Below are 21078 nucleotides of genomic sequence, written 5' to 3' on the forward strand. Positions count from 1 at the left end.
GGTCGCGTTCGATTTCTGGCAACGAACACCAGCCGTTGCCTCTCTGCGAAGCTAAGGAGAATTTGGCTGTTTCATGATCGCAGTCGTCATAACAACTTACAACCACACTCGCTTTCTCGAGGACGCCATTCAGAGCTGTCTTCGTCAAAGCCGGCCGACGGATGAAATTATTGTCGTCGACGACGGATCCACCGACAATCCGGCATCGGTTGTCGAGCGTCATCCAGGCGTGCGCCTGATCAGGCAGGACAATTGCGGGCTCGCGTCCGCCCGAAACACTGGACTGGCGGCTTCCAGATCCGATTACATCACCTTTCTGGACGCGGATGATCGTCTCCTTCCGATTGCCATGGAGACGGGCGTGCGAGTGCTGGATGCGCATCCAGATGCGGTTTTCGCTTACGGAGCTCATCGCTTCATCAATGGAAGGGGTGCGATCGAGTCAGACAAGCATCACATCGCGCTTGTTGAAGATCCTTATCTTCAGCTACTGCGGACGGGAAACTTCATTGCGATGCATGCGACCGTGGTTTATCGGCGGGAGAGGCTCGCGGCCATGGGCGGGTTCGACGTTTCAATGCGGTCCTGCGAAGACTATGAGCTATTCTTGCGAATCGCCCGGCGCGGTTCGATCGTAACGCACGACGATGTCGTCGCCGAGTATCGCATGCACCGCGACAACATGTCTAAGAATCGATCGATGATGCTCGCTGCAGCATTGTCGGTGCTTGACAAGCAGTTGGCAGGTCCGGTTGACGACGATGTGCGTCTTGCAGTCCGCGATGGTAGGCGGTTCTGGAAGACCTATTATACCGGAGAGGTGACTACTGATGCCTTGCGCGCGATCCGCGCCGAACCCGCCAAAGCGATGCGCATGCTGCGGCAGGCGTTGCAGATGTCGCCGCCGATCACGCTGCAAACGGCGGCATTTAAGATAACACGCAAGGTCGGCAGGCATGTGCAACGGCTGCTCGGAGCTTCCGGCGCTGATTGGCGGGCTCCGCGCGTCGGTTCGGTGCGGTTTGGGGATTTCGCACGCACGATGCCGATCAGCCACTCATTTGGATATGATCGCGGCAAGCCAATAGATCGGTATTATATCGAGAACTTCCTACAATTGAATGCGGCCGACATACATGGCCGTGTGCTGGAAATCGGCGACAACAGCTACACGATGCATTTTGGCGGTGCTCATGTCGTCAAGAGCGACGTGCTGCATGTTGATCCCGATGATCCAAACGCGACCATCATAGGCGACCTGTCGCATGCCGGAGTGCTGCCGTCAAACGCCTTCGACTGCATCATACTCACGCAAACACTTCATCTGATCTTCGACATGTCGGCCGCGGTCGCTGCACTGGCCGAAGCGCTCAAGCCCGGGGGCGTGCTGCTGCTAACTGTTCCTGGCATCACCCCGGTCGATCGCGGCGAGTGGGGCAGCACGTGGTTCTGGTCATTGACGCAGGCGGCGTTGGCGAAGTTGCTTGCGAAATCCTTCAGCACGGCGAACATGGCGCTCGAAACCCACGGCAACGTCTTTGCGGCAGTCTGTTTTCTCCAGGGACTCGCCAAGGAAGAAGTTTCTGACCAGAAGCTCGACGTCCGGGATACCGCCTTTCCTATCGTTGTCACGGCGCGCGTCGTGAAGGACGGGCTGACCGCGGATCAACCCGGCAGTCGAACCGCAAATGTTACGGCTTGAGATCGATGACAGAATTGCCAGCCGTTGAGGTCCGAGGACTTTCCAAGCGCTACCGGCGCGGCGCGATCGGCGTGAGCTCATTGCGTGAGGAGGTCGAACAACTTGTCGCGCGTCTGCGCTCGCGGGAAGCCAAAGCTTCCCTCAACGAATTCTTTGCCATCAAGAACATCACTTTTTCCGTTCCGACTGGCACCGTGTGCGGTATCATCGGACGCAACGGCTCGGGAAAGACCACGCTGCTCAAGGTTTTGACCTCGATCACGGCTCCGGATGAGGGCGAGGCAGTGATGCGAGGCCGGATCGGAAGCTTGCTGGAGGTAGGGGCCGGATTCCATCCGGATCTCGACGGGATCGAGAACATCTACCTCAACGGCGCGATCCTCGGCATGAGTAAGGCCGAGATCAAGCGTAAGCTAGACCGGATCATCAAATTTGCCGATATCGGCAGCTTTCTCGAAACGCCGGTCAAGCGTTATTCGTCCGGCATGTACGTTCGGCTTGCCTTCGCGATCGCTGCTCATCTGGAGCCGGAGATTCTCGTCGTCGACGAGGTGCTTGCTGTCGGCGATGCTGAATTTCAAAGGAAATGTCTCGGCACGATGAAGAACGTCGCGGGTGAAGGTCGGACCGTGCTGTTCGTGAGCCACAACATGGCCATGGTTCGGCAGCATTGCACAAAAGCGATTTATCTGGACGGCGGCCTTCTGAAGGATTTTGGCGAGGCATCATCGATCATCGATGCGTACTTGTCGAACACCGCCTCGAGCAGCAACGGATCCGAGCGCGTTGGCGATGATGACCTCTGGATGCAAGTGGCTATTGTGTATCCGGGTACGCGCGAGCGCTGCAGCCAGCTCAAGTTTGGCGGCGATTACGATTTTGTGCTGAAGCTGGGCGCGAGGAATTCGTTTCACCGAAGCGTGGTCCATATCCAGATCTTTGATCAGGAAGGCAACTTGATCTCTGTGCTCGAAAGCCTCGCGGAAGGTGTTGGTCAATTTGACATAGTTGGGCAGGCTAAGGTCGTATTCAGCGTGCGATCGTTGGGATTGTTGCCTGGCACTTATAGCGCTGGAGCGGCTCTCTATGCGTGGGGAGAGGATGACCCGGACCTCGCCAGCGAGAACTTGCTAACGTTCGACGTTGTTGCAGCAACAGTCAATGACGCCTATTGGCCATATCTGAAAGAGCACGGGATTGTGCGACTGTCGCATTCTGCCCAGTTGCTTAAGGTGGATTGAAGGCGCGTGGAGAGACGTCCTGGCGAATAAATCTTCGATGTAGTTCAATCCGTCGACCGCGCGGCCGCAACGCTGCAATCGCGCGCCCTGCAAAGACTGAAGGACAGCCCGGGCATGCGGGAACACCTCGGTCAGGCATCGCGAAAACGGATAGCGGAAAATTTCTCGCTTGCCGCAGTTGCCGCCGCTCTCGATTGCTTGCTGACCAGGCGGTAGGGCTCTTCCGCAAGAAAGATCGTCACAAACGGCGGCGATACCAGGCCAGCGCCGTTTCGACGATCCGGTCGATTCCGGATTGCTCAGGCATCCAGCCGAGTTCCCGGGTCGCCTTGCCTGCCGCGGCGACAAGCGCAGGCGGGTCACCTGCCCTGCGCGGACCGTAGGCCACGGGAAGGCGCGTTCCCGACGCCCGGCTCACCGCATCGACCAACTCGTTCACCGTCGTTCCGGTTCCGGTGCCGAGATTGTAAACATGGACTCCCGGATCGCGCAGAAGCTTCTCCCCTGCCAGAACGTGCGCACGGGCGAGATCGGTGACGTGGACATAGTCCCGCACCGCGGTTCCGTCCCTCGTGTCGAAGTCGGTGCCATTAATGGTAAAAACCCGGCCCGACCTGACCGCCGCCTCGATAGCGAGCGGAATGACATGCGTTTCCGGTTCATGCCGCTCACCGACCTCGCCGTCGGGATCACATCCGGCCGCATTGAAATACCGCAGCACAACCGCGTTGAGGCCATGGGCATCCGAAAAATTGTCGACCATTCGTTCTATGATGAATTTCGACCACCCATAGGGATTGATGGGCGACTGCGGATGCGTTTCATCAATCGGAGAACGAACGGGGATGCCGTAAGACGCGCAGGTGCTCGAAAAGATCAGCTTGTCGACGCCGGCCTTCAGCATTTCCTCGAGCAGGACCAGCGTCCCAAAACTGTTGTTTCGGTAGTAGAGCTCCGGGCGCTCGACGGACTCGCCGACATAGGCGTAAGCGGCGAAATGCGCCACCACATCCGGCCGATACTGGTGCAGCGCTGCTGCCACCGCTGCAGCGTCGCAAATATCGCCCTCGACAAGCGGTCCCCATTTGACCGCGTCGCGCCAGCCGCGCGAGAGGTTGTCATACGCAATGACCGACCAACCGGCACCGGCGAATGCCTTGCAACAGTGTGAGCCGATATAGCCCGCCCCGCCAGTGACCAACACTGTTTTCATTCGGCTGCAGCGGACCGAGCATATCCCGATGAGACCAAGTCTTCGAAATAGGCAATGGTCGTGGCGAGACCGTCGCGCAATGCGATTCCTGGCTTCCAATTGAGCTCGCGCAAGGCATACCCGATGTCGGGCTGCCGCTGCCTTGGGTCATCGACGGGCAAAGGTAAAAACCTGATCTCGGATCGGCTTCCAGTAAGTTCGATCACGAGATTGGCAAGTTCGAGCATCGTGAATTCGACCGGGTTGCCGAGATTCATTGGACCGGTAACATCGTCGCCCGTGTGCATCAGGCGAACCAAACCGTCGATGAGATCATTGACGTAGCAAAATGAGCGTGTCTGCTGGCCGGTGCCGTACACGGTTATTGGCTTGTTTTGCAGTGCCTGCATGATGAAATTGGAAATGACGCGGCCGTCGTCCGGACGCATCCTCGGACCGTAAGTGTTGAAGATGCGCGCTACCTTGATCCGCAGCCTGTTCTGCCGCCAATAGTCGAAAAACAGGGTTTCGGCACACCGCTTGCCTTCGTCGTAACAGGAACGGGGACCTATCGGGTTTACCCTGCCCCAATAGTCCTCGGTCTGCGGGTGAATCTCGGGATCTCCGTAGACTTCAGACGTGGACGCCTGAAGGATCTTTGCGCGAACCCGCTTCGCGAGTCCCAGCATATTGATCGCCCCATGGACATTGGTCTTTGTCGTCTGGACCGGATCGAACTGATAGTGAACCGGGCTTGCCGGGCAAGCAAGGTTGTATATTTCATCAACTTCTACGTAGAGCGGAAATGTCACGTCGTGACGAATGATCTCAAAGGATTTGTTGTCGAGCAAATGCGAGACGTTTCTCCGACTTCCTGTGAAGAAATTGTCGACGCATACAACCTCGTGGCCTTCAGCAAGCAACCGCTCGCATAGGAACGATCCCAAAAAACCTGCGCCCCCTGTCACCAAGACTCGCTTTGCCTGCTGCATGTTTGGGATCCTCACGCCAGTTCTTCACGCAATCGAATGCGCAAAGCCCCAGGGCGAGGATAGGAAAAAAATGCTGCGCCGAAAACACAAAATGTTAACGGACCTGAAATAGTCGCGTGAGATGTGCGCAAGAATACCGCGAAAAAAACCATTCGTTCGTCCGTTTTGACGGTTTCGTCCGAACGTCGCCTTGCCGGGAATCGGCATTTGGACGTGAACGCGCTGCGCCGCAGCATGATCGATTGTTATTAAGGGAGATGGGTCTACTATCACCGCCGATGAACGCCTCGAGACTGGGGGTCAAAAGCTGAACATGCTCGATGTCCACTGTCGACCCCCTGCGTACTCTTCGCCCAACCCCTACGCCGGTTGCAACTCCCTGCGCGGCAGCCGCGGGAAGGCGATCGCCACCGCCACCGCGCCGAGCCCGACAAGGGCCGAGCCGATGAACAGCCAGGAATAGCTGGCATAGGCATCGAACACCATGCCGCCGGCGAGGGGGCCGAAGGCCATGCCGATGCTGGACAGCATGGTGACGGCACCAAACACCGTGCCGAGGATGCGCTGGCCGAAATATTCGCGCGCCAGCACCGCATAGAGCGGCATCACGCCGCCATAGGTGGCGCCGAAGATGACGGCGAGCGTGTAGAATTGACCAAGCTCGCTGACCGCAAGATAGGCTGCAATGACCACGGACTGTATCGCCAGACCGGTAATCAGCACCGGCTTGACCCCCAGCCGGTCGGCAAGCACGCCGTATAGAAGCCTGCCGCCTAAGCCCGCCAGGCCCTCGATGCTGTAGATGCTGACCGCCGCCATCGGCGCTATGCCGCACAGCATGGCATAGCTGACCATGTGAAAGATCGGTCCGGAATGCGCCGCGCAGCAGGCAAAGAAGGTCAGTGCCAAAACGATGAATTGCGGCGAGCGCAGCGCCTGTGGAACCGACATGCCGGTATCGTTGGCGGCAATATCGGCGGCGGCGTCTTCAGCGGCAGGCTTGGGCGGCTGGCGCACCAGCAAGGCGGCCGGCACCAGCAGCGCCCATGCCGCGACGCCAATGACGAACATGGCGGTGCGCCAGTCATAGGCCGTGATCAGCCATTGCGCGAAGGGCGAGATCGTCATCGGCGCCACGCCCATGCCCGCCGAGACCAAGGAAACGGCCAAGCTGCGATTGGTGTCGAACCAAGCGGCGGTCAGCGCGATCATCGGCGCGAAGAAGGCGCTTGCCGCGAGGCCGACGAGCACGCCATAGGTGATCTGGAAGACAAGCAGCGAGCCGGTGCGGCTGGCCAGCACCAGCGCCAGCCCGAGCAGCACCGCCCCTGTCATCACCACGATGCGAGCGCCGTAGCGATCGTAAATGGCGCCCCAGGCGAAACCGCCGAGACCCATCACCAGGAAGTTCAGCGTCATCGCGCTCGATATGCCGGCGCGCGACCAATCCGTGTCGAGCGCCATCGGTTCGAGGAAGATCGCCAGCGAGAACATCGCCCCGAGGGCGACGCAGGTCATCAGGGCGCCAGCCGCGACGATGACCCAACGATAGGAAAGGCTCATGCTTTTTCTCCCGAGATCGTTTGGACACGGCGCGACTTCGTTCGAACTTCGTCACACCGCTTGCGTCCGAAGGACGATGCCGACATTTCGAATCCTACAATCCGGTTGCATTTTTTATCCAGTCGCGAAATCGCGCCACTCGATTGCTCCTTGCCACCCGATTGCTCCATTGCATTGACCGTGCACCGTCCTGAGCTAGATTTCCAACCTGGCGATCAGGAGCTGTCAGGCATGGAACTTCATCGCGGCCGTCTCATCGACCACGTCCAGTTGGTGGTCAGCGATCTCAAGGCAAGCCGGCGCTTCTACGAGGCGGTTTTCAAGGTGCTCGATGTTCCCATCGGCGGCAGCGCCGAGGATTATTTCTGGGCCGACGAGCTGTTCGTCTCCAGCATCGACAGCCCTGCGGCCAGCGGACAACTGACGGGCCGCCACCACCTTGCCTTCCAGGCCAAGGACCGCGCGATGGTCGACGCCTTCTACAGAGCCGGCCTCGACGCCGGCGGCGCGGACAACGGCGCGCCGGGTGAGCGGCAGCACTACCATCCCGGCTACTATGCCGCCTTCCTGCTCGATCCCGACGGCAACAACATCGAGGCCGTCTTTCACGGGCCGGCCAACCGCAGCGTCCCCTCGGTGAAGATTACGTTCTAATGACCGGGTGATGGATCGACGGCGGACGCTGTCCCGACCTATCCTATCGTGTCAGCGCCGCCATCTGGTTCGCCAGGAAGTCGACGAACAGCCGGGCGCGGACCGGTAGCTGGCGCCCGTACGCATGGACGATGTGCACCGGCATAGTCGGCATCGCCACCTCGGGCAGAATGCGGACCAGACGGCCGGTGTCGAGATCGTCCTGCACGGCAAACTGCATCAGATGCGCGATGCCGGCTCCGGCCAGCGCCGCTTGCCGGATGGCGCCGCCGTCGTCCGTATCGAGCCGCCCGTTCGGCACGATCACCGCGCCGTCAGCGAAGGTGACCGGATAAGGCCGCCCGGCCATGTGATAGCGGACGGAGTCGTGGCTCTGCAACGCCTCGACCGATGCCGGCCGGCCGCGCCGTTCGACATAGGCCGGCGAGGCCACCAGCACGACCGGCAGATTGGCGATTTTGCGCGCGATGAGCCCGGTGTCCGACAGCGTCCCCATGCGCACCGCTACATCATAACCTTCGCGGATCAGGTCGGCGTGACGGTCGGTGACGCTGAGCTCGAGTTTCAGTTCGCCGTGCTGCGCCAGGAATGCTTGTGCCCATGAGGCAATCAGGCCGCGCCCGAGTTCGACGGATGCCGTGACGCGCAGCAGGCCGCGCGCGGTATCCGCCATCTGGACGATGTCCTCGGCATCGTCCAGCGCTCTGAGCAAAGGCGCGACCCGCTCGTAATAGGCGAGGCCTTCGCCGGTCAGTGCCAGCCGGCGCGTCGAGCGCTGGATCAGCCGCACGCCCAGCCGCCGCTCGAGCCGCGCCACGCTCTTCGACACCGCCGACGGGCTGGAGCCGACCAGCCGGCTGGCGGCATGGAACGAGCCGGCATCGACCGTGCGCACGAAGGCGACGAGACCGGCGGTCTTTTCGAGGATGGTGGTCATTCAAGAATTCCAGGCACGAAAGAACCGATCGAGGTGATCCTAAATACGCTATCCGATCACCATTAAATACCGCTCATCATCGACAAAGGAGAGATTTGATGAGCAAGCTGAACGGCAAGGTCGCCATCGTCACCGGCGCCTCCAAGGGTATCGGCGCCGGCATCGCCAAGGGTCTTGCGGCGGCCGGTGCCGCCGTGGTCGTCAACTATGCCTCGTCGAGGGAAGGTGCGGACCGCGTCGTTGCCGAGATCAAGGACGCAGGCGGTCGAGCCGTTGCCGTCCATGGCGACGTGTCGCATGTGGCCGACGTGCGCCGCCTGTTCGAGGCCGCCAAATCGTCGTTCGGCGCGGTGGACATCCTGGTCAACAATGCCGGCGTCTTCGCATTCGAGCCGCTGGAAGCGGTGACCGAGGCCGAATTCCACCGTGAGTTCGACACCAATGTGCTGGGCACCATCCTGACCATCCGGGAAGCGGTGAACCATTTCGGCGCCGGAGGCGGCAGCGTCATCAACATAAGCTCGGTCGCCAGCCTTAACCCGCAGCCGAACTCGCTGGTCTACGCCGCCACCAAGGGCGCAGTGGATTCGATCACGCTCTCCATGTCGAGAGAGCTCGGCGCCCGCAACATCCGCGTCAACGCCATCGCGCCTGGCGGCGTCGACACCGAAGGCCTGCAGCGGATCGGCATCGTCGGCAGCGAGTTCGAGAAGCAGGTCATCGCCATGACCCCGCTCGGCCGCTTCGGCCAGCCCGACGACATCGCCCGCATCGCGGTGTTCCTCGCCTCCGACGACGCATCCTGGCTGACCGGCGAGCGCATCACCGCCTCGGGCGGTTGGAGATAGGCATAGAGCGCGCGGACCTGCCGTTTCACGGACCATCCCACGCAGCGTGACGTCGATAAAACCCCGCAATCGATGACGAGAGCGATCTGAGCCCTATGTTGCGGCGATGGAGCGCCGTGCGGTATCGATGACGGCGAGAAGCCAGGGAGGCAACGGATGACGGACGACGAAAGAGCAATCCGAAAGCTGGTCGAGACGTGGATGGATGCGAGCAAGCGTGGAGACACCGCGACCGTCCTCGGCTTGATGACGGACGACGCGATCTTCATGGTTCCCGGCCGGGAGCCCTTCGACAAGGAGATCTTCGCGGCAGCCGCGCAGGAGATGGCCGGCGTTCATGTCGACGGCACGAACGAGATCATTGAACTACAGCTTCTTGGCGACTGGGCCTTCATGCGCGGTCGTATCGATATGACCGCAACGCCGCCGAACGGGAAGCCGGTGCGTCAATCGGGATATACGCTGACGCTCCTGCGCAAGGAGGCTGATGGTGCGTGGGGGCTGGCCCCGCGATGCGAACCTGCTGACCGCGCAAGGCTAGAGCCGGTCTCCGGCATCTCTGCACCGGAAGGCGCGCCAGGGAGCGACAGGATGGCGAAGATGTGTGCAGGTCGGCCTGAACAGCGTTCCCCTCCTCCACTGATCACACCGGCAAGAGGGCGTTCGGCTTGACATCGGCGATGGAGGCGAAGGTGTGCGTTTCGCGCACGCCGGGCAGTGGCAGGATGACCCGCTGCAGGAAATCCTTGAACACCGCCATATCGGCGATCCGCGCCTTCACCAGATAATCGAAACCGCCAACCACCATATGGCACTCCAGAACCTCCGGGGCCTTCGCCACGGCTTCGGCGAAACGGTCAAAGACATGCGGCGCCGTGTGGTCAAGCCGGACCTCGATGAACACCAGCGTTCCCCGGCCGACCTTGCGCGGATCGAGCACCGCCCTGACCGCGGTGATGAACCCGTCGCGGAACAGGCGCTTCACCCGCTGGCTGGCTCCGGTCGGCGACAGCCCGACACGCCCGGCAAGATCAAGCGTCGTCCGGCGCCCATCCTCCTGCAGCAGCCGGAGCAGGCTGCGGTCTATCTGGTCGAGGTCGTCCATTTTCACAATCCACTCTATCTCAGGGATTTGTGTGCTGATTTCACGCAGAGATGTCAAAATCAACGTATTTCATCACATAAAACCTCGCAATAGCCTGCGCTTCCTCACCCACTCAAAGCAAACGTGGTGAGCCGATTTCGACAAACAAAAGGAGTGCAAGATGACCAAGGAAGCGTTCAGCCCAGCCGGCAGGAGTGCGGCGGAAATCAGCAAGGGAGCGACCGAGATCCTGGTGCTGAGCGAAGTCGACGTGATGGCGTGCATCGATCTCAGCCAGCTTCTCGATGTTCTGGAAGACGGCTTCAAGGCGCTGTCACAAGGCAAGGTCGTCAATCCACCCCGACCACAGCTCGATATCCCCGGGGCCGGCTACAGCCTCGCCATGCCGGCCTGGATGGAGGGCATGAACTTGACCGTCAAGATCGTCAACGTCTTCGAAGGCAACCTGGCCAAGACCCTGCCCAGCCACCTCGCCACCATCAGCCTGTTCGATCCGCTGTCCGGCCTGCCGGTCTGCATCATGGACGGCACCTTCATAACCGCGGTGCGAACCTCCGGCTCCGCCGTGCTGTCGGTGCGCGCGCTCGCGCGCCGGGACGCCAGGATAGCGACAGTGGTCGGCGCCGGCGTCCAGGCCAACCAGCACCTGCATCTGTTGCCGCTGGTGCGCGACTTTGCCGAAATCCGGGTCGCTTCGAAGAGCTTCGACGATGCGGCAGCGCTTGCCCGGCTGCATCCGTCGGTGGTGGCGGTCGCCGACCTCGAGGCGGCAGTGCGCAGTTCCGACGTGGTGTGCCTGGCGACGCATTCCTACGAGCCGGTGATCGAGGCAGACTGGGTTCGGCCGGGCACGCACGTCTCGTCGGTCGGGGTGGCACCACCCGGCGGTGAAATGCCGATCGAGCTCATCGGCAAATCCAGTCTTTTTGTCGAGACCAGGGATGCGTTCGAACCGACCCCGGTCGGTTCTTGCGAGCTTGCCGGCTTCGACCCGGATTTCGGCACCGAGCTTGGCGCCATGCTGCTCGACCGCGCGCCGGGCCGCGTTTCGGATCAACAGATCACCACCTACAAGGCGATGGGCATTGCCATGGAAGACATGGTCGCCGCCGATCTCGCCTATCGTTGCGCCAAGCGTCTGCACAAGGGAAAGCTCATCGTGCTGTAGGCGTGCCGCGAGCCAGGTTGGGATCGACGTTGCTGACAATGGCGCTTTCGCGGAAGCGGCCGGGCTAAAGGGCGGTCCCTCAGCCCGGCACACGCTTCAGCGCCTGCGCCATGCAGTGGATGCCGCCGCCGGTCTTCGAGATCTCGCTCATGTCGATGGCCGCCACTTCGAAGCCGCGCGCCTTGAGCTGGCCGATCAGCGTCTGGCTGGATGTCGGCGCGATCACCCGGTCCTTGCCCAGCGACATGAAGTTGCAGCCGAGCGCCATCGTGTCCTGGAACGGCACGTCGATGATCTCGTGGCTCTTGCCCTTCAACCAGTCGACGATGCCCGGCTCGGTGCAGGCGAGGCAGACGGCGGTCAGTTTCTCGGCGATCGGCACCACCATCAGGTCGATATGGACATAATATTCGTCGATGAAGGCGATGCGGGTTTCCCAGCCCTCCTTGTCGAACCAGGCCTGGACCTGGCGCGCGCCCTCCTCCTGGGTGCGGGCGCCGCCGCAGCCGATCAGCACCACGCCGTCCTCGATGACGTTGAAGTCGCCGCCCTCGAAAGTGCCCGCGGTGACCATATCGTAGATCGGGATGCCAAGCTTCTCATAGGTGCGGATCGCCGCATAGTTCTCGCCGCGCCGCCACCATTGGGACATCGCGGTGATGACGGCGCCATACGGCGTCATGACGCTGGAATCGCGCGAATAGACCTGCATCGGCAGCTCCGGCGCCGGCTCGTGCCAGTGGATGTTGACGCCGAAATGCTCGTAAGCGGCGACCAGGTCCTTGTGCTGCGCCTGCGCGATCTGGACGTTGCACGGCGCCTCGCGCAGATGCTTGCGCGATAGCGAGCTGGTCGAGAGATGGCGCAGGAAATTCGGCGAACCGAGCAGCACGTCGGTCAGGACATCGGTCTCGTTGGCAAAGCCCCAGACGGTCAATGGCTTGGTACCGCCGGCCGGATTGCGGCGCTGCAGTGAAAACGGCTCTGCTACGATGCGGTCGTGAACGGTCATGGCATTCTCCTGGCTTCGAGTGATCACGCGGCTTGCGGGTTGCCTGGTATCCACCAGTCCCGTCCGCGCGGGGTGGTGACATATTCCGGCCAGCGGAAATGAATCGGCGGTTCGTAGTCGCAAAGCGGCGCCAGCCAAGTGCTGCCACCAATGCCGCCGCCGGTGCGGGCGACGAATTCGTCCATCGCCGCATCGCGGGCCGCCTTGTCTTCCAGCAGGCGAAGAGCTGCCAACGCAATCGTTTTCGACGCGCAGGCAACCATCGGATCGATGGTGGCGGAAATGGCGCCCAGCGCATTCATCGCCCAGGACGGATACGCCTGGCCGTTTTGCGAACGCAGCGCCGGCCGGGCGACATAGAACCGCGCCGTCGGCGTCTGCCACGACATGTCGGTGTAATCGTCGGAGGTGGAATTCAGCTGCGACGGCGGCAAGTCGCGGCGCAGCAACGCCTCCGCCTCCTCAGGCGCAATCAGCTGCTCCAACTCGGCGATGAACGGCTCGTCGGTCGCCGCGCCGCCGGCATTGACCTGGATTTCACGGGCAATCGCCTTGGCCGTCTTGTCCCAGCGCGGCGGCCCGACCGTCGACAGCGCATCGTAGGCAATGTCAGCCATGGCATGATTGGCGAGCCCCGGCCGCGACTTCGACACCCAGTGCCGCTCATGGCGGCAGCCGCTCATCTTGGCGGCGGCCTCCGCGTTGCGGTCGAGCACGGCGGTGACCTGCTCGGCCATGGCAAGCGTCGGCACGCGGATCATGTACTGGATTTCGGCCAGACCCGCCGGCAGATTGTCGGCGGTCGCCTGTCCTGCCGTCAGGATCGCCTCGCTGATCGACCAGCCGCCCTGATGCGGCAGCATGGAATCACGCAGCGCCTTGGACGCCATGTACATCATGACAAGCGCGTCGTTGGCGCCGGGCGCCCGCACCGCCGAATGCGCCTGCGGAATCGGTGCACCATCGCTTGCGCGAACCCAATTTTCGGGTTCGTCGCACGCAAAGCGATAGATCATCGCATAGGCCGCGCCGCAATGCGTGTCCCAGCGAGCCGTGTTGCAGAGCGGCAGCATGTAAAAGGGATGGAAGGAGATCATGCCAGCGAGGCCGTCATAGTAGCCTTTTGCCGCATGGATCGGCTTCGACCCCCGCACCTTCTCCGCCGGCTCGCCGGTGAAGCGCAGTGTGCCTGTTATGCCGTGGCGCTGCATCGCCGCCTTGGTTGCCAAAAGTCCGCCAAGGCTGGCAATGCCGAGGCCGGAATGCGGATCGGTGTGGCCGCCGGCCTCAGCGCCTAGACCGGGACGCGGTCGCTTGACGGTCGCCGCGTCCTGGCAATTGCCCGGCACCGCGTCATACTCGGCATACATGCCGATCGTCGGCCCGGCGCCGTTGGTCCAGTGGGCGCAAAAGGCGGTCGGCATCCCGCCGGAGCCTTCCTCGACCGAAAAGCCCTCGTGCTTCAGACGGTCGACATACCAGGCGGCCGACTGGTATTCGCGCCAGGCGGTCTCGCCGAAATCGAAGATCGTCCGCGTCCACGCCGACAGCGACGGCTGGATGTCGTCCAGACAGGCAAGCGCGGTCGCTTGGGCCGAGGTGGTCACCGGATCCTCCATCGGTCAAAGAAAGCAGTGAAGCGCCTCGCCAAAAAGTGATATGTTTTCCCGGCTCATGCAAATTCGGTTCACCTCTTGAGAATTCCCTCGACTCAGGCGCTGCGCGCCCTCGACAGTTTCGCCCGCCACGGCAGCGTCTGGCGCGCTGCCGACGAACTGCATCTGACCCGCAGCGCGGTCAGCCACCAATTGCGGCTGCTCGAACGCGATCTCGGCTTCGACCTGCTCGAGCGCATCGGCAAGGGCGTGGCGCTGACGCCGCGCGGCCAGCGTTACGCCAGCGACGTGCGCAAAGCGCTGACGGTGCTCGGCGATGCGGTAACGCGCCATGCCGGCACCGGCGTCGGCGGCTCGTTCAGCGTCAGCTGCACGCCGGGCTTCGCCTCGCTGTTCCTGTGCACGCACATCGGCGAATTCCGGCAGATGTACCCCGATGTCGCGCTGCGCATCCTGACGCCGCGGCGGCTGGACGACGTCAGCAACGCCGACGCCGACGCCTTCATCGCCTTCGGCGTCGGCAACTGGCCGAACCGCGCGGTCGAACTGTTGTGCGAGATCTCGTTCACGCCGCTGTGCAGCCCGACGCTGCTCAACAAGATCGGCGGGTTTTCCAAGCCGGCCGACGTGCTGCGCGCCAATCTCCTGCATCTCGGCGACACCGAGGACTGGGCGCGCTGGCTGGCGCTGTCGAAGGTCGAGAATCCCGACACCGAGGGCGGCATCTTCTTTTCCGACATGAACCTGGTTTTTTCGGCCGCCATCGCCGGCCAGGGCATCGCCATGGGCGACGAACTGACCAGCCGCCGGGCGCTGAGCGAAGGCCGGCTGGTGCGCCCCTTCGACATCGCAATCAGTTCGCCACGCTCGTATTTTCTCGTTTCCGAACATGCCAAGGCGGCGCATCCGGTGCTGGAGGCGTTCGGGAGGTGGCTGAGGTCGAAACTGTCGGAGAATAGAATCCATCCGTATTGAGCGGGACGATGAAGCGCCAATCTTCCCCCTCGTGGGGGAGATGCCCGGCAGGGCAGAGGGGGGCGCGAAGGAACGCTAGCTTTTCCAGCAACTCTGAAACCAGCGATGGACCGCTCCAAATAGTTGATAGGCTGGCGGGACAGCGCCCCCTCTGTCCTGCCGGACATCTCCCCCACACGGGGGGAGATTGGCAGCTCGAGCGTCCCGCTCGCCTCTCCCATGTGAACAACAGATGAATCAAATTTGCCGATCAGGCGAAAACTATTCGGTTGCGGTGAGCCGCGGGCCTGCCTACGATTTCAATCACATTGAGGACAAGGCAGGATGCAGCAACCCGGCCGTGCCGCAGAGATCAAGGCAATCGGGATCGGCAAGAGCTTCGGCTCGTTCCGTGCACTGGACGATCTGACGCTCGATATCGGCCGCGGTGAGTTCCTGACTCTGCTCGGGCCGTCGGGTTCGGGCAAGACCACCTTCCTGATGATCCTTGCCGGTTTCGTGCAGCCGACCGACGGCCGCCTTTACAGCGACGGCGTCGACATCACCGAGCGGCCGGCCGAGCAGCGCGCTGCCGGCATGGTGTTCCAGGGCTATGCCCTGTTCCCGCACATGAGCGTCGAGGCCAACATCGCCTTCCCGCTCAAGGTGCGCAAGAAGTCGGCGGCCGAGATCAAGCGTCGCGTCGGTGAGATGGTCGAGCGCGTCGGGCTGAAGGGCCACGAGAAGAAACTGCCGTCGCAATTGTCCGGCGGCCAGCAGCAGCGCGTGGCGCTGGCGCGCGCGCTGGTGTTCGAGCCGGGTGTGCTTTTGCTCGACGAGCCGTTCTCGGCGCTCGACAAGGGCCTGCGCGGCCAGATGCAGGCCGAGATGAAACGGCTGCACCAGGAAACCGGCACCACCTTCGTCTTCGTCACCCATGACCAGAGCGAGGCGCTGGCGCTGTCGTCGCGCGTCGCCATCTTCAACCACGGCAAGTTACTGCAGGTCGGGGCGCCTGACGAGGTCTACGACCGGCCGGCCAACCGCTTCGTCGCCGAGTTCCTCGGCGAGATCAACATGCTGCCGCTGAAGGGCGTGCGCAACGCCGACAACGGCGCCACCGGCCTGTGCGAAGACCGCACCATCACCCTGCGCGGCAATGCAAGCGCCGTCGGCAGCAACGCCATCCTGGCGATCCGGCCCGAATACATGTCGATCGCCCCCGAAGCGACAGCCGGCGAGAACGGCATCGCCGCGACTGCGGTCGCCTCGACCTATCTCGGCGCTGCGACGCGGCTCGATCTCACCACGCGCCAAGGTGCCAAGGTGACGGTCTCGGTGCCGAACGAAGTCGCCGCTTCGGCACTCAGCAAGGGCAATTCCGTATGGCTGACATGGCCGGCGGAAAAAGGTTTCCTCCTTCCGGACGGAGGATGACGACCAGAGTGACGAATGCAAATTCGCACCGACTACCGGGATAAAAACAACGACAAAAAAGGGGAACTGACATGACAAACAATTCAAAGATGAGCGAAACCAGGAAACACGCCATCGAGACACTGTCCGCCAGGGCGGTGCGCGGCGAGATCTCGCGCCGGCAGTTCACGCAGCTGGCTGCGCTCGTGCTGGCCGGCCCGCCGATGCTGGTGCGCTCGACCGGCGCCTTCGCGCAAGCCAAGGAACTGGTGCTGGTCAACTGGGGCGGCGACGCCATCACCGCCTATGACGCGGCCTATGGCCAAGCGTTCACCAAGGAGACCGGCATCACCGTCAAGATGGACGGCTCCGGTCCGACCGAGGGTGCGATCGCCGCACAGTTCAAGAGCGGCGCCCCGACCTGGGACCTGGTCGACGTCGACCCGTTCTCGGCGATCACGCTCGGCGCGCAGGGCATGCTCGAGCCGATCGACTATTCGATCGTCGACAAGAACAAGATGCGGCCTGGCTTCGGCTGGGAGCACGCCGCCTCGACCTATTTCTTCTCCTATGTCATTGCCTACGATTCCGAGAAATTCGGCAGCCAGGCACCGACCGGCATGGCCGACTTCTTCGACGTGACGAAATTCCCCGGCAAGCGCTCGCTCTACAAATGGGGCGTGTCGAGTTGGGAAGCGGCGCTGCTCGCCGACGGCATCGCGCCGGCCTCGCTCTATCCGCTCGACCTCAAGCGCGCGCATGACAAGATCGCCGCCTTCAAGGAGAATGTCGTGGCCTATTGGGGCGGCGGCGCCGAAAGCCAGAGCGTGCTGCTCGACGGCGAGGCTTCGATGGCCATCGTCTGGTCGACGCGAGCCTCGCTGATCGAGCAGGATTCCGGCGGCAAGATCAAGTTCATCTGGGACCAGGGCCTGATCTCGCCCGGCGCGCTCGCCGTGCTCAAGGGCAATCCCGGCGGCAAGGACGCGGCGATGAAGTTCATTGCCAGCGCCCAGGATCCGGAGAAGCAACTGATCATGTTCGACAAGCTCGGCCAGGGCCCGGCCAATCCGGCCACCGACGCGCTGATCCCCGCCGACAAGAAGCGCATCAACCCGGTCGACCCCGAAAACATGAAGAAGCAGATCCCGCTCGACATGGAGTGGTACGCCAAGAACTACGGGGCCGCACTCGACGAATACACGAAGATCATCTCCGCCTGATAGACCGGGATAACCGGAGCCGAGATGAAAGCATATCTCTCCGACAGGATGGGCGCGGCGCTGTTGATGGCGCCGCTGCTGCTGTTCCTTGGCGCCGCCTACGCCTGGCCATTCTTCGGCGTCGTCAATTGGAGCTTCACCCTGCCCGAGCCGGGGCTCGGGCAATATGGCACGCTGCTTAGCGACCCGCTGGTGCAGTCGGTGTTTGTCCGCACGCTGCGCATCGCTGCGATCGTCACGATTGTTTCGGTTGCCGCCGCCTACGCCATCACCGTGGTCTGGGTGCGCGGCACGCCGGCGCAGCGGGTGATCGCCGAGTTCTGCATCCTGGTGCCATTCTGGATCTCGGTGCTGACGCGCGCCTTCGGCTGGGTGGCGCTGCTTTCCAATCGCGGCCTGTTCAACACCTGGCTGCAGGCGATCGGCTTCATCTCGGAACCGCTGACGCTGGTGCGCAACGAATTCGGCGTCATCGTCGGCATGACCCATTTCCTCATTCCTTTCGCCGTGTTTCCACTGGCGTCCTCGATGCGCAGCCTCGACGACCGCGTGCTGCTGGCGGCGCGCGGGCTCGGCTCCAGCCGCATGCGCACCTTCTGGTCGGTGTTCGTGCCGATGACCCGCTCCGGCATCATCGGCTCGGCGCTCATCGTCTTCGTCTTTTCGCTGGGCTTCTTCGTGACGCCTGCGATCCTCGGCGGCGGCCGCAGCGTTATGGTCGCCGAGCTGATCTATCTCCGCATCTTCCAGAGCCCGGACTGGGGCCTGGGGGCGGCGATCAGCGTCGTGCTGGTGCTGTTCGTCGGCGCGCTGATGGCGCTGCTGTTCCGCTATGTCAGACCGAAGCAGCTGATCTGATGCCGACCTACCGCCCCGGCCCCGTCTCGCTGGTCCTCGCCGCCCTGGTTGCGCTCTTCCTGCTGTTGCCGCTGCTTGCCGTGATCCCGGTGTCGCTGACGCCGACCCGCATGCTGGCGATGCCGTCCGGCGAATTGTCGCTGCGCCACTACCGGGCGCTGATCGAGGATCCGCGCTGGATCAATTCGATCCTGCTCTCGATCAGGATCGGCGTCGTCAGCAGCGCCTTTTCCACCGTGCTGGCGCTGTGCTTCAGCCTCGGTGTGTGGATGTTCCAGCCGCGCTTCACCGCCGCGCTGGTCGGCTTCGTGCTGCTGCCGATGGTGGTGCCGCCGGTGGTTTCGGCGATCACGCTCTATTTCCTGCTGACCTCGATCTCCGGCGTCTCTTCGTTCTTCGGCTACGACACCTGGCTCGGTGTCGCCATGGCGCATGCTGTGATGACGGTGCCCTTCGCCACGGTGCTGATCCTGGTGTCGCTCAGCCAGCTCGACCGGCGCATCGACCTTGCCGCGCGCGGTCTCGGCGCCACCGTGTGGGAACGCGCCACCCGCATCATCATGCCCAACATCAAATTCGGCATCGTCACTGCCGCCCTGCTGTCCTTCGTGCTGTCCTGGGAAGAGATCGGCGTCACCCTGTTCATCACCTCCGTAAACGCCATCACGCTGCCCAGGCTGATGTGGATGGGCCTGCGCGACAACATCGACCCGGCGATCGCCGCCCTCTCGGTGATCCTGATCATCATCACGGTGCTGGTGCTGGCGGCGCGCAGTGCCGTGGTCAGGCTGCGCGCGGGGCAGTAGGGCGTCCGAAGCGGAGCGCATATCCCGCTCGATAGTTGGCGGGACAGCGCCCCCCTCTGGCCTGCCGGCCATCTCCCCCACTTGGGGGGAGATCGGCAGCTTTCGGCGACGGCTCCCTCCTTCGGCGGTAGTGATTGGCGAAAGCGGAGATGACGGCCAATCTCCCCCCAAGTGGGGGAGATGTCCGGCAGGACAGAGGGGGGCGCGAAGGATTGCCAACCTTTGAAAGCTTCTTCTACCCCATGGCGTGGCGGATCGACTTGGACAGACGGCTCAGGAATGCCGGTCTAGACGATGCGTCGAGCTTCCACGACAGCACCGCCGTCGCCAGTTTCCGCGGCAGCACCCCGACCGACAGGAACCAGGCGGCAAGGACGGCGCGCCGGCGCAGCGACGCGGTCATTTCGAGGCTGGCGACGGCGCCCGCCGCCCCAAGCGCCAGCCGGGAATCATTGGCCACGGGGTGCCGGCGCCTGTCCGCGCACAGCGACGCCAGCCGCTCTTCCAGGTGGACCGGATCGTGGCGGACAGCCTCCGACGGAACGATGGTCAGGCCGATCCCGGAGGCTTGGTCCGACAGCGCCTGCATGCGGCGGAAGTCGTGGGTTACCCGCCAGCGTGCCCGCTCGGCGAGCTTTTCACCGAACACCGAATGGTTGGCGCCGTGGATCCGGTAGGCGCCGACGCATTCGTCGATGGACCGGACGTGTCCGTACATGGGCGCCAGCGTTACAAGGTAGCCATCGGCGCCCTGGCGGAACTCCGCCTCCGGTATAGGCATGATCGATTCGAGGGTTGTGCGATCAAAGGCCAGCCCGCTGGTCACAGTCGTCTGATAGCGGCCCTTGTGCAGGAGTTTCGGCATGACGTCACCGCTGTCGAAGGGCAGTTCGGGCGGCGGAAAGACGTCCTTGATGCGTTGTCGTTCGTCGACGATATGCAGCCTTGACTGCACCTGGGCGGTTGCCGCATCCCAGGTGTCGACGATCCTGGAAACGGCGGTCGGATAAAGAAAATCGTCGGCGTCGAGGAACAGGACGATCTTGCCCGAGCTTGCCGCGAACCCGGTGTTGAACGCCGCCGCATGCCCGCCATTTTGCGCGCGCGGGCAGGCTAGGATCCTGTCCCCATATGATTTCATGATTGTCGTGGAATTGTCCTGCGAGGCATCATCGACGACGATGACTTCGACATCCGCGTAGTCCTGCTCGAGGGCGCTATCGATGCTGCGTTTGAGGAAACGCGCGTAATTGTAGTTCGGAATGATGATGGATACCGGAATCCTCGGGACAGACTGCATCGCATTTGACCTCGCATCTTGCTTTGGTTTCAGCAAACCCGCGCGCGGGCCTGGTTCCTCCTCAAGCGCGTCCCACGAATTCCTGGGAGAAGGCTCGCGCCTTTCGTCAGGACGGGTCACGTCTCTTGCTTTGCGACTTCATGCTGAGGCCGCCATTGCCTTCAAGAGCTGCCGCCGAGATCATGGTCGACGGCAGCAAGGGCTCCGACGGTTCGGCTCGGATGACACGACAACCAAGCCTGACGGAAAGGCTTGGGTCGCGATCAGGTCGGGACCGAAGCGGACAGGCACCTTGAAGGCATGGCGGATACTGGCCTTCAAATGCGGCTGGAGCAAGCCCCACGCCAAGACCAAAGGCTCACAAGCCTGTTACGTCTCAGGCGGCATGCAGCGTTGGAATGGCGCTGACATCCACTTCGCGCTCCGCGTGCCAGGCATCATACGCGGCCGCGACCATCGGCTTACAAGGCCAATCGTCTTTTCCCGGAGCC

General features: G+C 62.6%; 19 protein-coding genes. 11 read left to right on the forward strand and 8 right to left on the reverse strand.

Annotated features, from left to right (window positions below; translation table 11 throughout):
• Positions 1-73: 73 nt before the first annotated feature.
• The gene (locus tag AC0L2V_RS18635; protein WP_473510489.1) at positions 74-1702 is read left to right on the forward strand and encodes a glycosyltransferase family 2 protein; all 1629 of its coding nucleotides are present in this window, start codon (positions 74-76) and stop codon (positions 1700-1702) included.
• 5 nt (positions 1703-1707) lie between these two features.
• Positions 1708-2943, forward strand: a complete 1236-nt coding sequence (locus tag AC0L2V_RS18640) for an ABC transporter ATP-binding protein (protein ID WP_473510487.1) — start codon at positions 1708-1710, stop codon at positions 2941-2943.
• 238 nt (positions 2944-3181) lie between these two features.
• On the opposite strand, the gene galE is transcribed toward AC0L2V_RS18640, so the two are convergent.
• The 3 genes from galE to AC0L2V_RS18655 all read right to left on the reverse strand — a co-directional run bounded on the left by galE (position 3182) and on the right by AC0L2V_RS18655 (position 6690).
• Entirely contained in the window at positions 3182-4156 is a 975-nt protein-coding gene (gene galE / locus AC0L2V_RS18645) for a UDP-glucose 4-epimerase GalE (protein ID WP_473510485.1), read from the reverse strand.
• Complete coding sequence (locus AC0L2V_RS18650) at positions 4153-5127, reverse strand: UDP-glucuronic acid decarboxylase family protein (protein WP_473510483.1); 975 nt, start codon at positions 5125-5127, stop codon at positions 4153-4155. The genes galE and AC0L2V_RS18650 overlap by 4 nt, the downstream gene beginning before the upstream one ends.
• A gap of 360 nt (positions 5128-5487) precedes the next feature.
• On the reverse strand, positions 5488-6690 hold the full coding sequence (locus AC0L2V_RS18655) for an MFS transporter (protein WP_473520865.1): 1203 nt from the start codon (positions 6688-6690) through the stop codon (positions 5488-5490).
• Positions 6691-6912: 222 nt separating this feature from the next.
• On the opposite strand from AC0L2V_RS18655, the gene AC0L2V_RS18660 reads away from it, so the two are divergent.
• Positions 6913-7344: a VOC family protein gene (locus AC0L2V_RS18660; protein ID WP_473510682.1), complete on the forward strand. Its 432-nt coding sequence runs from the start codon at positions 6913-6915 to the stop codon at positions 7342-7344.
• Positions 7345-7387: 43 nt separating this feature from the next.
• Here AC0L2V_RS18660 and AC0L2V_RS18665 read toward each other — a convergent pair whose 3' ends face one another.
• On the reverse strand, positions 7388-8281 hold the full coding sequence (locus AC0L2V_RS18665) for a LysR family transcriptional regulator (RefSeq protein ID WP_473510480.1): 894 nt from the start codon (positions 8279-8281) through the stop codon (positions 7388-7390).
• Positions 8282-8379: 98 nt separating this feature from the next.
• Here AC0L2V_RS18665 and AC0L2V_RS18670 point away from each other — a divergent pair, with 98 nt between their 5' ends.
• Complete coding sequence (locus AC0L2V_RS18670) at positions 8380-9129, forward strand: SDR family NAD(P)-dependent oxidoreductase (RefSeq protein ID WP_287207963.1); 750 nt, start codon at positions 8380-8382, stop codon at positions 9127-9129.
• Positions 9130-9285: 156 nt separating this feature from the next.
• A complete protein-coding gene (locus AC0L2V_RS18675; protein WP_473510478.1) occupies positions 9286-9801 on the forward strand; it encodes a YybH family protein in 516 nt (171 codons plus the stop codon).
• Here the strand turns inward: AC0L2V_RS18675 and AC0L2V_RS18680 are convergent.
• Positions 9773-10234, reverse strand: coding sequence for an Lrp/AsnC family transcriptional regulator (locus AC0L2V_RS18680; protein ID WP_128187514.1), 462 nt, complete (start codon positions 10232-10234; stop codon positions 9773-9775). The genes AC0L2V_RS18675 and AC0L2V_RS18680 overlap by 29 nt on opposite strands.
• 160 nt (positions 10235-10394) lie before the next feature.
• On the opposite strand from AC0L2V_RS18680, the gene AC0L2V_RS18685 reads away from it, so the two are divergent.
• Positions 10395-11402, forward strand: a complete 1008-nt coding sequence (locus tag AC0L2V_RS18685; protein WP_128170485.1) for an ornithine cyclodeaminase family protein — start codon at positions 10395-10397, stop codon at positions 11400-11402.
• 79 nt (positions 11403-11481) lie between these two features.
• Here the strand turns inward: AC0L2V_RS18685 and AC0L2V_RS18690 are convergent, their stop codons facing one another.
• The gene (locus AC0L2V_RS18690) at positions 11482-12414 is read right to left on the reverse strand and encodes a dimethylarginine dimethylaminohydrolase family protein (protein ID WP_473510476.1); all 933 of its coding nucleotides are present in this window, start codon (positions 12412-12414) and stop codon (positions 11482-11484) included.
• 23 nt (positions 12415-12437) lie between these two features.
• A complete protein-coding gene (locus AC0L2V_RS18695) occupies positions 12438-14033 on the reverse strand; it encodes a zinc-binding metallopeptidase family protein (protein ID WP_473510474.1) in 1596 nt (531 codons plus the stop codon).
• A gap of 75 nt (positions 14034-14108) precedes the next feature.
• Between AC0L2V_RS18695 and AC0L2V_RS18700 the strand changes: the two genes are divergently transcribed.
• The 5 genes from AC0L2V_RS18700 to AC0L2V_RS18720 all read left to right on the forward strand — a co-directional run bounded on the left by AC0L2V_RS18700 (position 14109) and on the right by AC0L2V_RS18720 (position 19287).
• Positions 14109-15005, forward strand: coding sequence for a LysR substrate-binding domain-containing protein (locus AC0L2V_RS18700; protein ID WP_473510472.1), 897 nt, complete (start codon positions 14109-14111; stop codon positions 15003-15005).
• A 324-nt stretch (positions 15006-15329) separates the two neighbouring features.
• A complete protein-coding gene (locus AC0L2V_RS18705) occupies positions 15330-16421 on the forward strand; it encodes an ABC transporter ATP-binding protein (protein ID WP_287070095.1) in 1092 nt (363 codons plus the stop codon).
• Between the two features lie 89 nt (positions 16422-16510).
• Positions 16511-17623 carry an ABC transporter substrate-binding protein gene (locus tag AC0L2V_RS18710; protein WP_473510680.1) on the forward strand — a complete coding sequence of 371 codons (1113 nt, stop codon included), beginning with the start codon at positions 16511-16513 and terminating at the stop codon, positions 17621-17623.
• Between the two features lie 24 nt (positions 17624-17647).
• A complete protein-coding gene (locus tag AC0L2V_RS18715) occupies positions 17648-18481 on the forward strand; it encodes an ABC transporter permease (RefSeq protein ID WP_128187506.1) in 834 nt (277 codons plus the stop codon).
• Complete coding sequence (locus AC0L2V_RS18720) at positions 18481-19287, forward strand: ABC transporter permease (protein ID WP_091599363.1); 807 nt, start codon at positions 18481-18483, stop codon at positions 19285-19287. The genes AC0L2V_RS18715 and AC0L2V_RS18720 overlap by 1 nt, the downstream gene beginning before the upstream one ends.
• 235 nt (positions 19288-19522) lie before the next feature.
• Here the strand turns inward: AC0L2V_RS18720 and AC0L2V_RS18725 are convergent, their stop codons facing one another.
• The gene (locus tag AC0L2V_RS18725) at positions 19523-20587 is read right to left on the reverse strand and encodes a glycosyltransferase family 2 protein (RefSeq protein ID WP_473510469.1); all 1065 of its coding nucleotides are present in this window, start codon (positions 20585-20587) and stop codon (positions 19523-19525) included.
• Positions 20588-21078 lie beyond the last annotated feature (491 nt).

It is taken from the genome of Mesorhizobium sp. WSM4814 (assembly GCF_055811595.1).

Coding starts and splice junctions, on each gene's coding strand:
- AC0L2V_RS18655 (WP_473520865.1), bottom strand. CDS start 6,690: ATGAGCCTTTCCTATCGTTGGGTCATCGTCGCGGCTGGCGCCCTGATG.
- AC0L2V_RS18710 (WP_473510680.1), top strand. CDS start 16,511: ATGAGCGAAACCAGGAAACACGCCATCGAGACACTGTCCGCCAGGGCG.
- AC0L2V_RS18640 (WP_473510487.1), top strand. CDS start 1,708: ATGACAGAATTGCCAGCCGTTGAGGTCCGAGGACTTTCCAAGCGCTAC.
- AC0L2V_RS18685 (WP_128170485.1), top strand. CDS start 10,395: ATGACCAAGGAAGCGTTCAGCCCAGCCGGCAGGAGTGCGGCGGAAATC.
- AC0L2V_RS18715 (WP_128187506.1), top strand. CDS start 17,648: ATGAAAGCATATCTCTCCGACAGGATGGGCGCGGCGCTGTTGATGGCG.
- AC0L2V_RS18635 (WP_473510489.1), top strand. CDS start 74: ATGATCGCAGTCGTCATAACAACTTACAACCACACTCGCTTTCTCGAG.
- AC0L2V_RS18675 (WP_473510478.1), top strand. CDS start 9,286: ATGACGGACGACGAAAGAGCAATCCGAAAGCTGGTCGAGACGTGGATG.
- galE (WP_473510485.1), bottom strand. CDS start 4,156: ATGAAAACAGTGTTGGTCACTGGCGGGGCGGGCTATATCGGCTCACAC.
- AC0L2V_RS18670 (WP_287207963.1), top strand. CDS start 8,380: ATGAGCAAGCTGAACGGCAAGGTCGCCATCGTCACCGGCGCCTCCAAG.
- AC0L2V_RS18680 (WP_128187514.1), bottom strand. CDS start 10,234: ATGGACGACCTCGACCAGATAGACCGCAGCCTGCTCCGGCTGCTGCAG.
- AC0L2V_RS18665 (WP_473510480.1), bottom strand. CDS start 8,281: ATGACCACCATCCTCGAAAAGACCGCCGGTCTCGTCGCCTTCGTGCGC.
- AC0L2V_RS18705 (WP_287070095.1), top strand. CDS start 15,330: ATGCAGCAACCCGGCCGTGCCGCAGAGATCAAGGCAATCGGGATCGGC.
- AC0L2V_RS18725 (WP_473510469.1), bottom strand. CDS start 20,587: ATGCAGTCTGTCCCGAGGATTCCGGTATCCATCATCATTCCGAACTAC.
- AC0L2V_RS18720 (WP_091599363.1), top strand. CDS start 18,481: ATGCCGACCTACCGCCCCGGCCCCGTCTCGCTGGTCCTCGCCGCCCTG.
- AC0L2V_RS18695 (WP_473510474.1), bottom strand. CDS start 14,033: ATGGAGGATCCGGTGACCACCTCGGCCCAAGCGACCGCGCTTGCCTGT.
- AC0L2V_RS18690 (WP_473510476.1), bottom strand. CDS start 12,414: ATGACCGTTCACGACCGCATCGTAGCAGAGCCGTTTTCACTGCAGCGC.
- AC0L2V_RS18650 (WP_473510483.1), bottom strand. CDS start 5,127: ATGCAGCAGGCAAAGCGAGTCTTGGTGACAGGGGGCGCAGGTTTTTTG.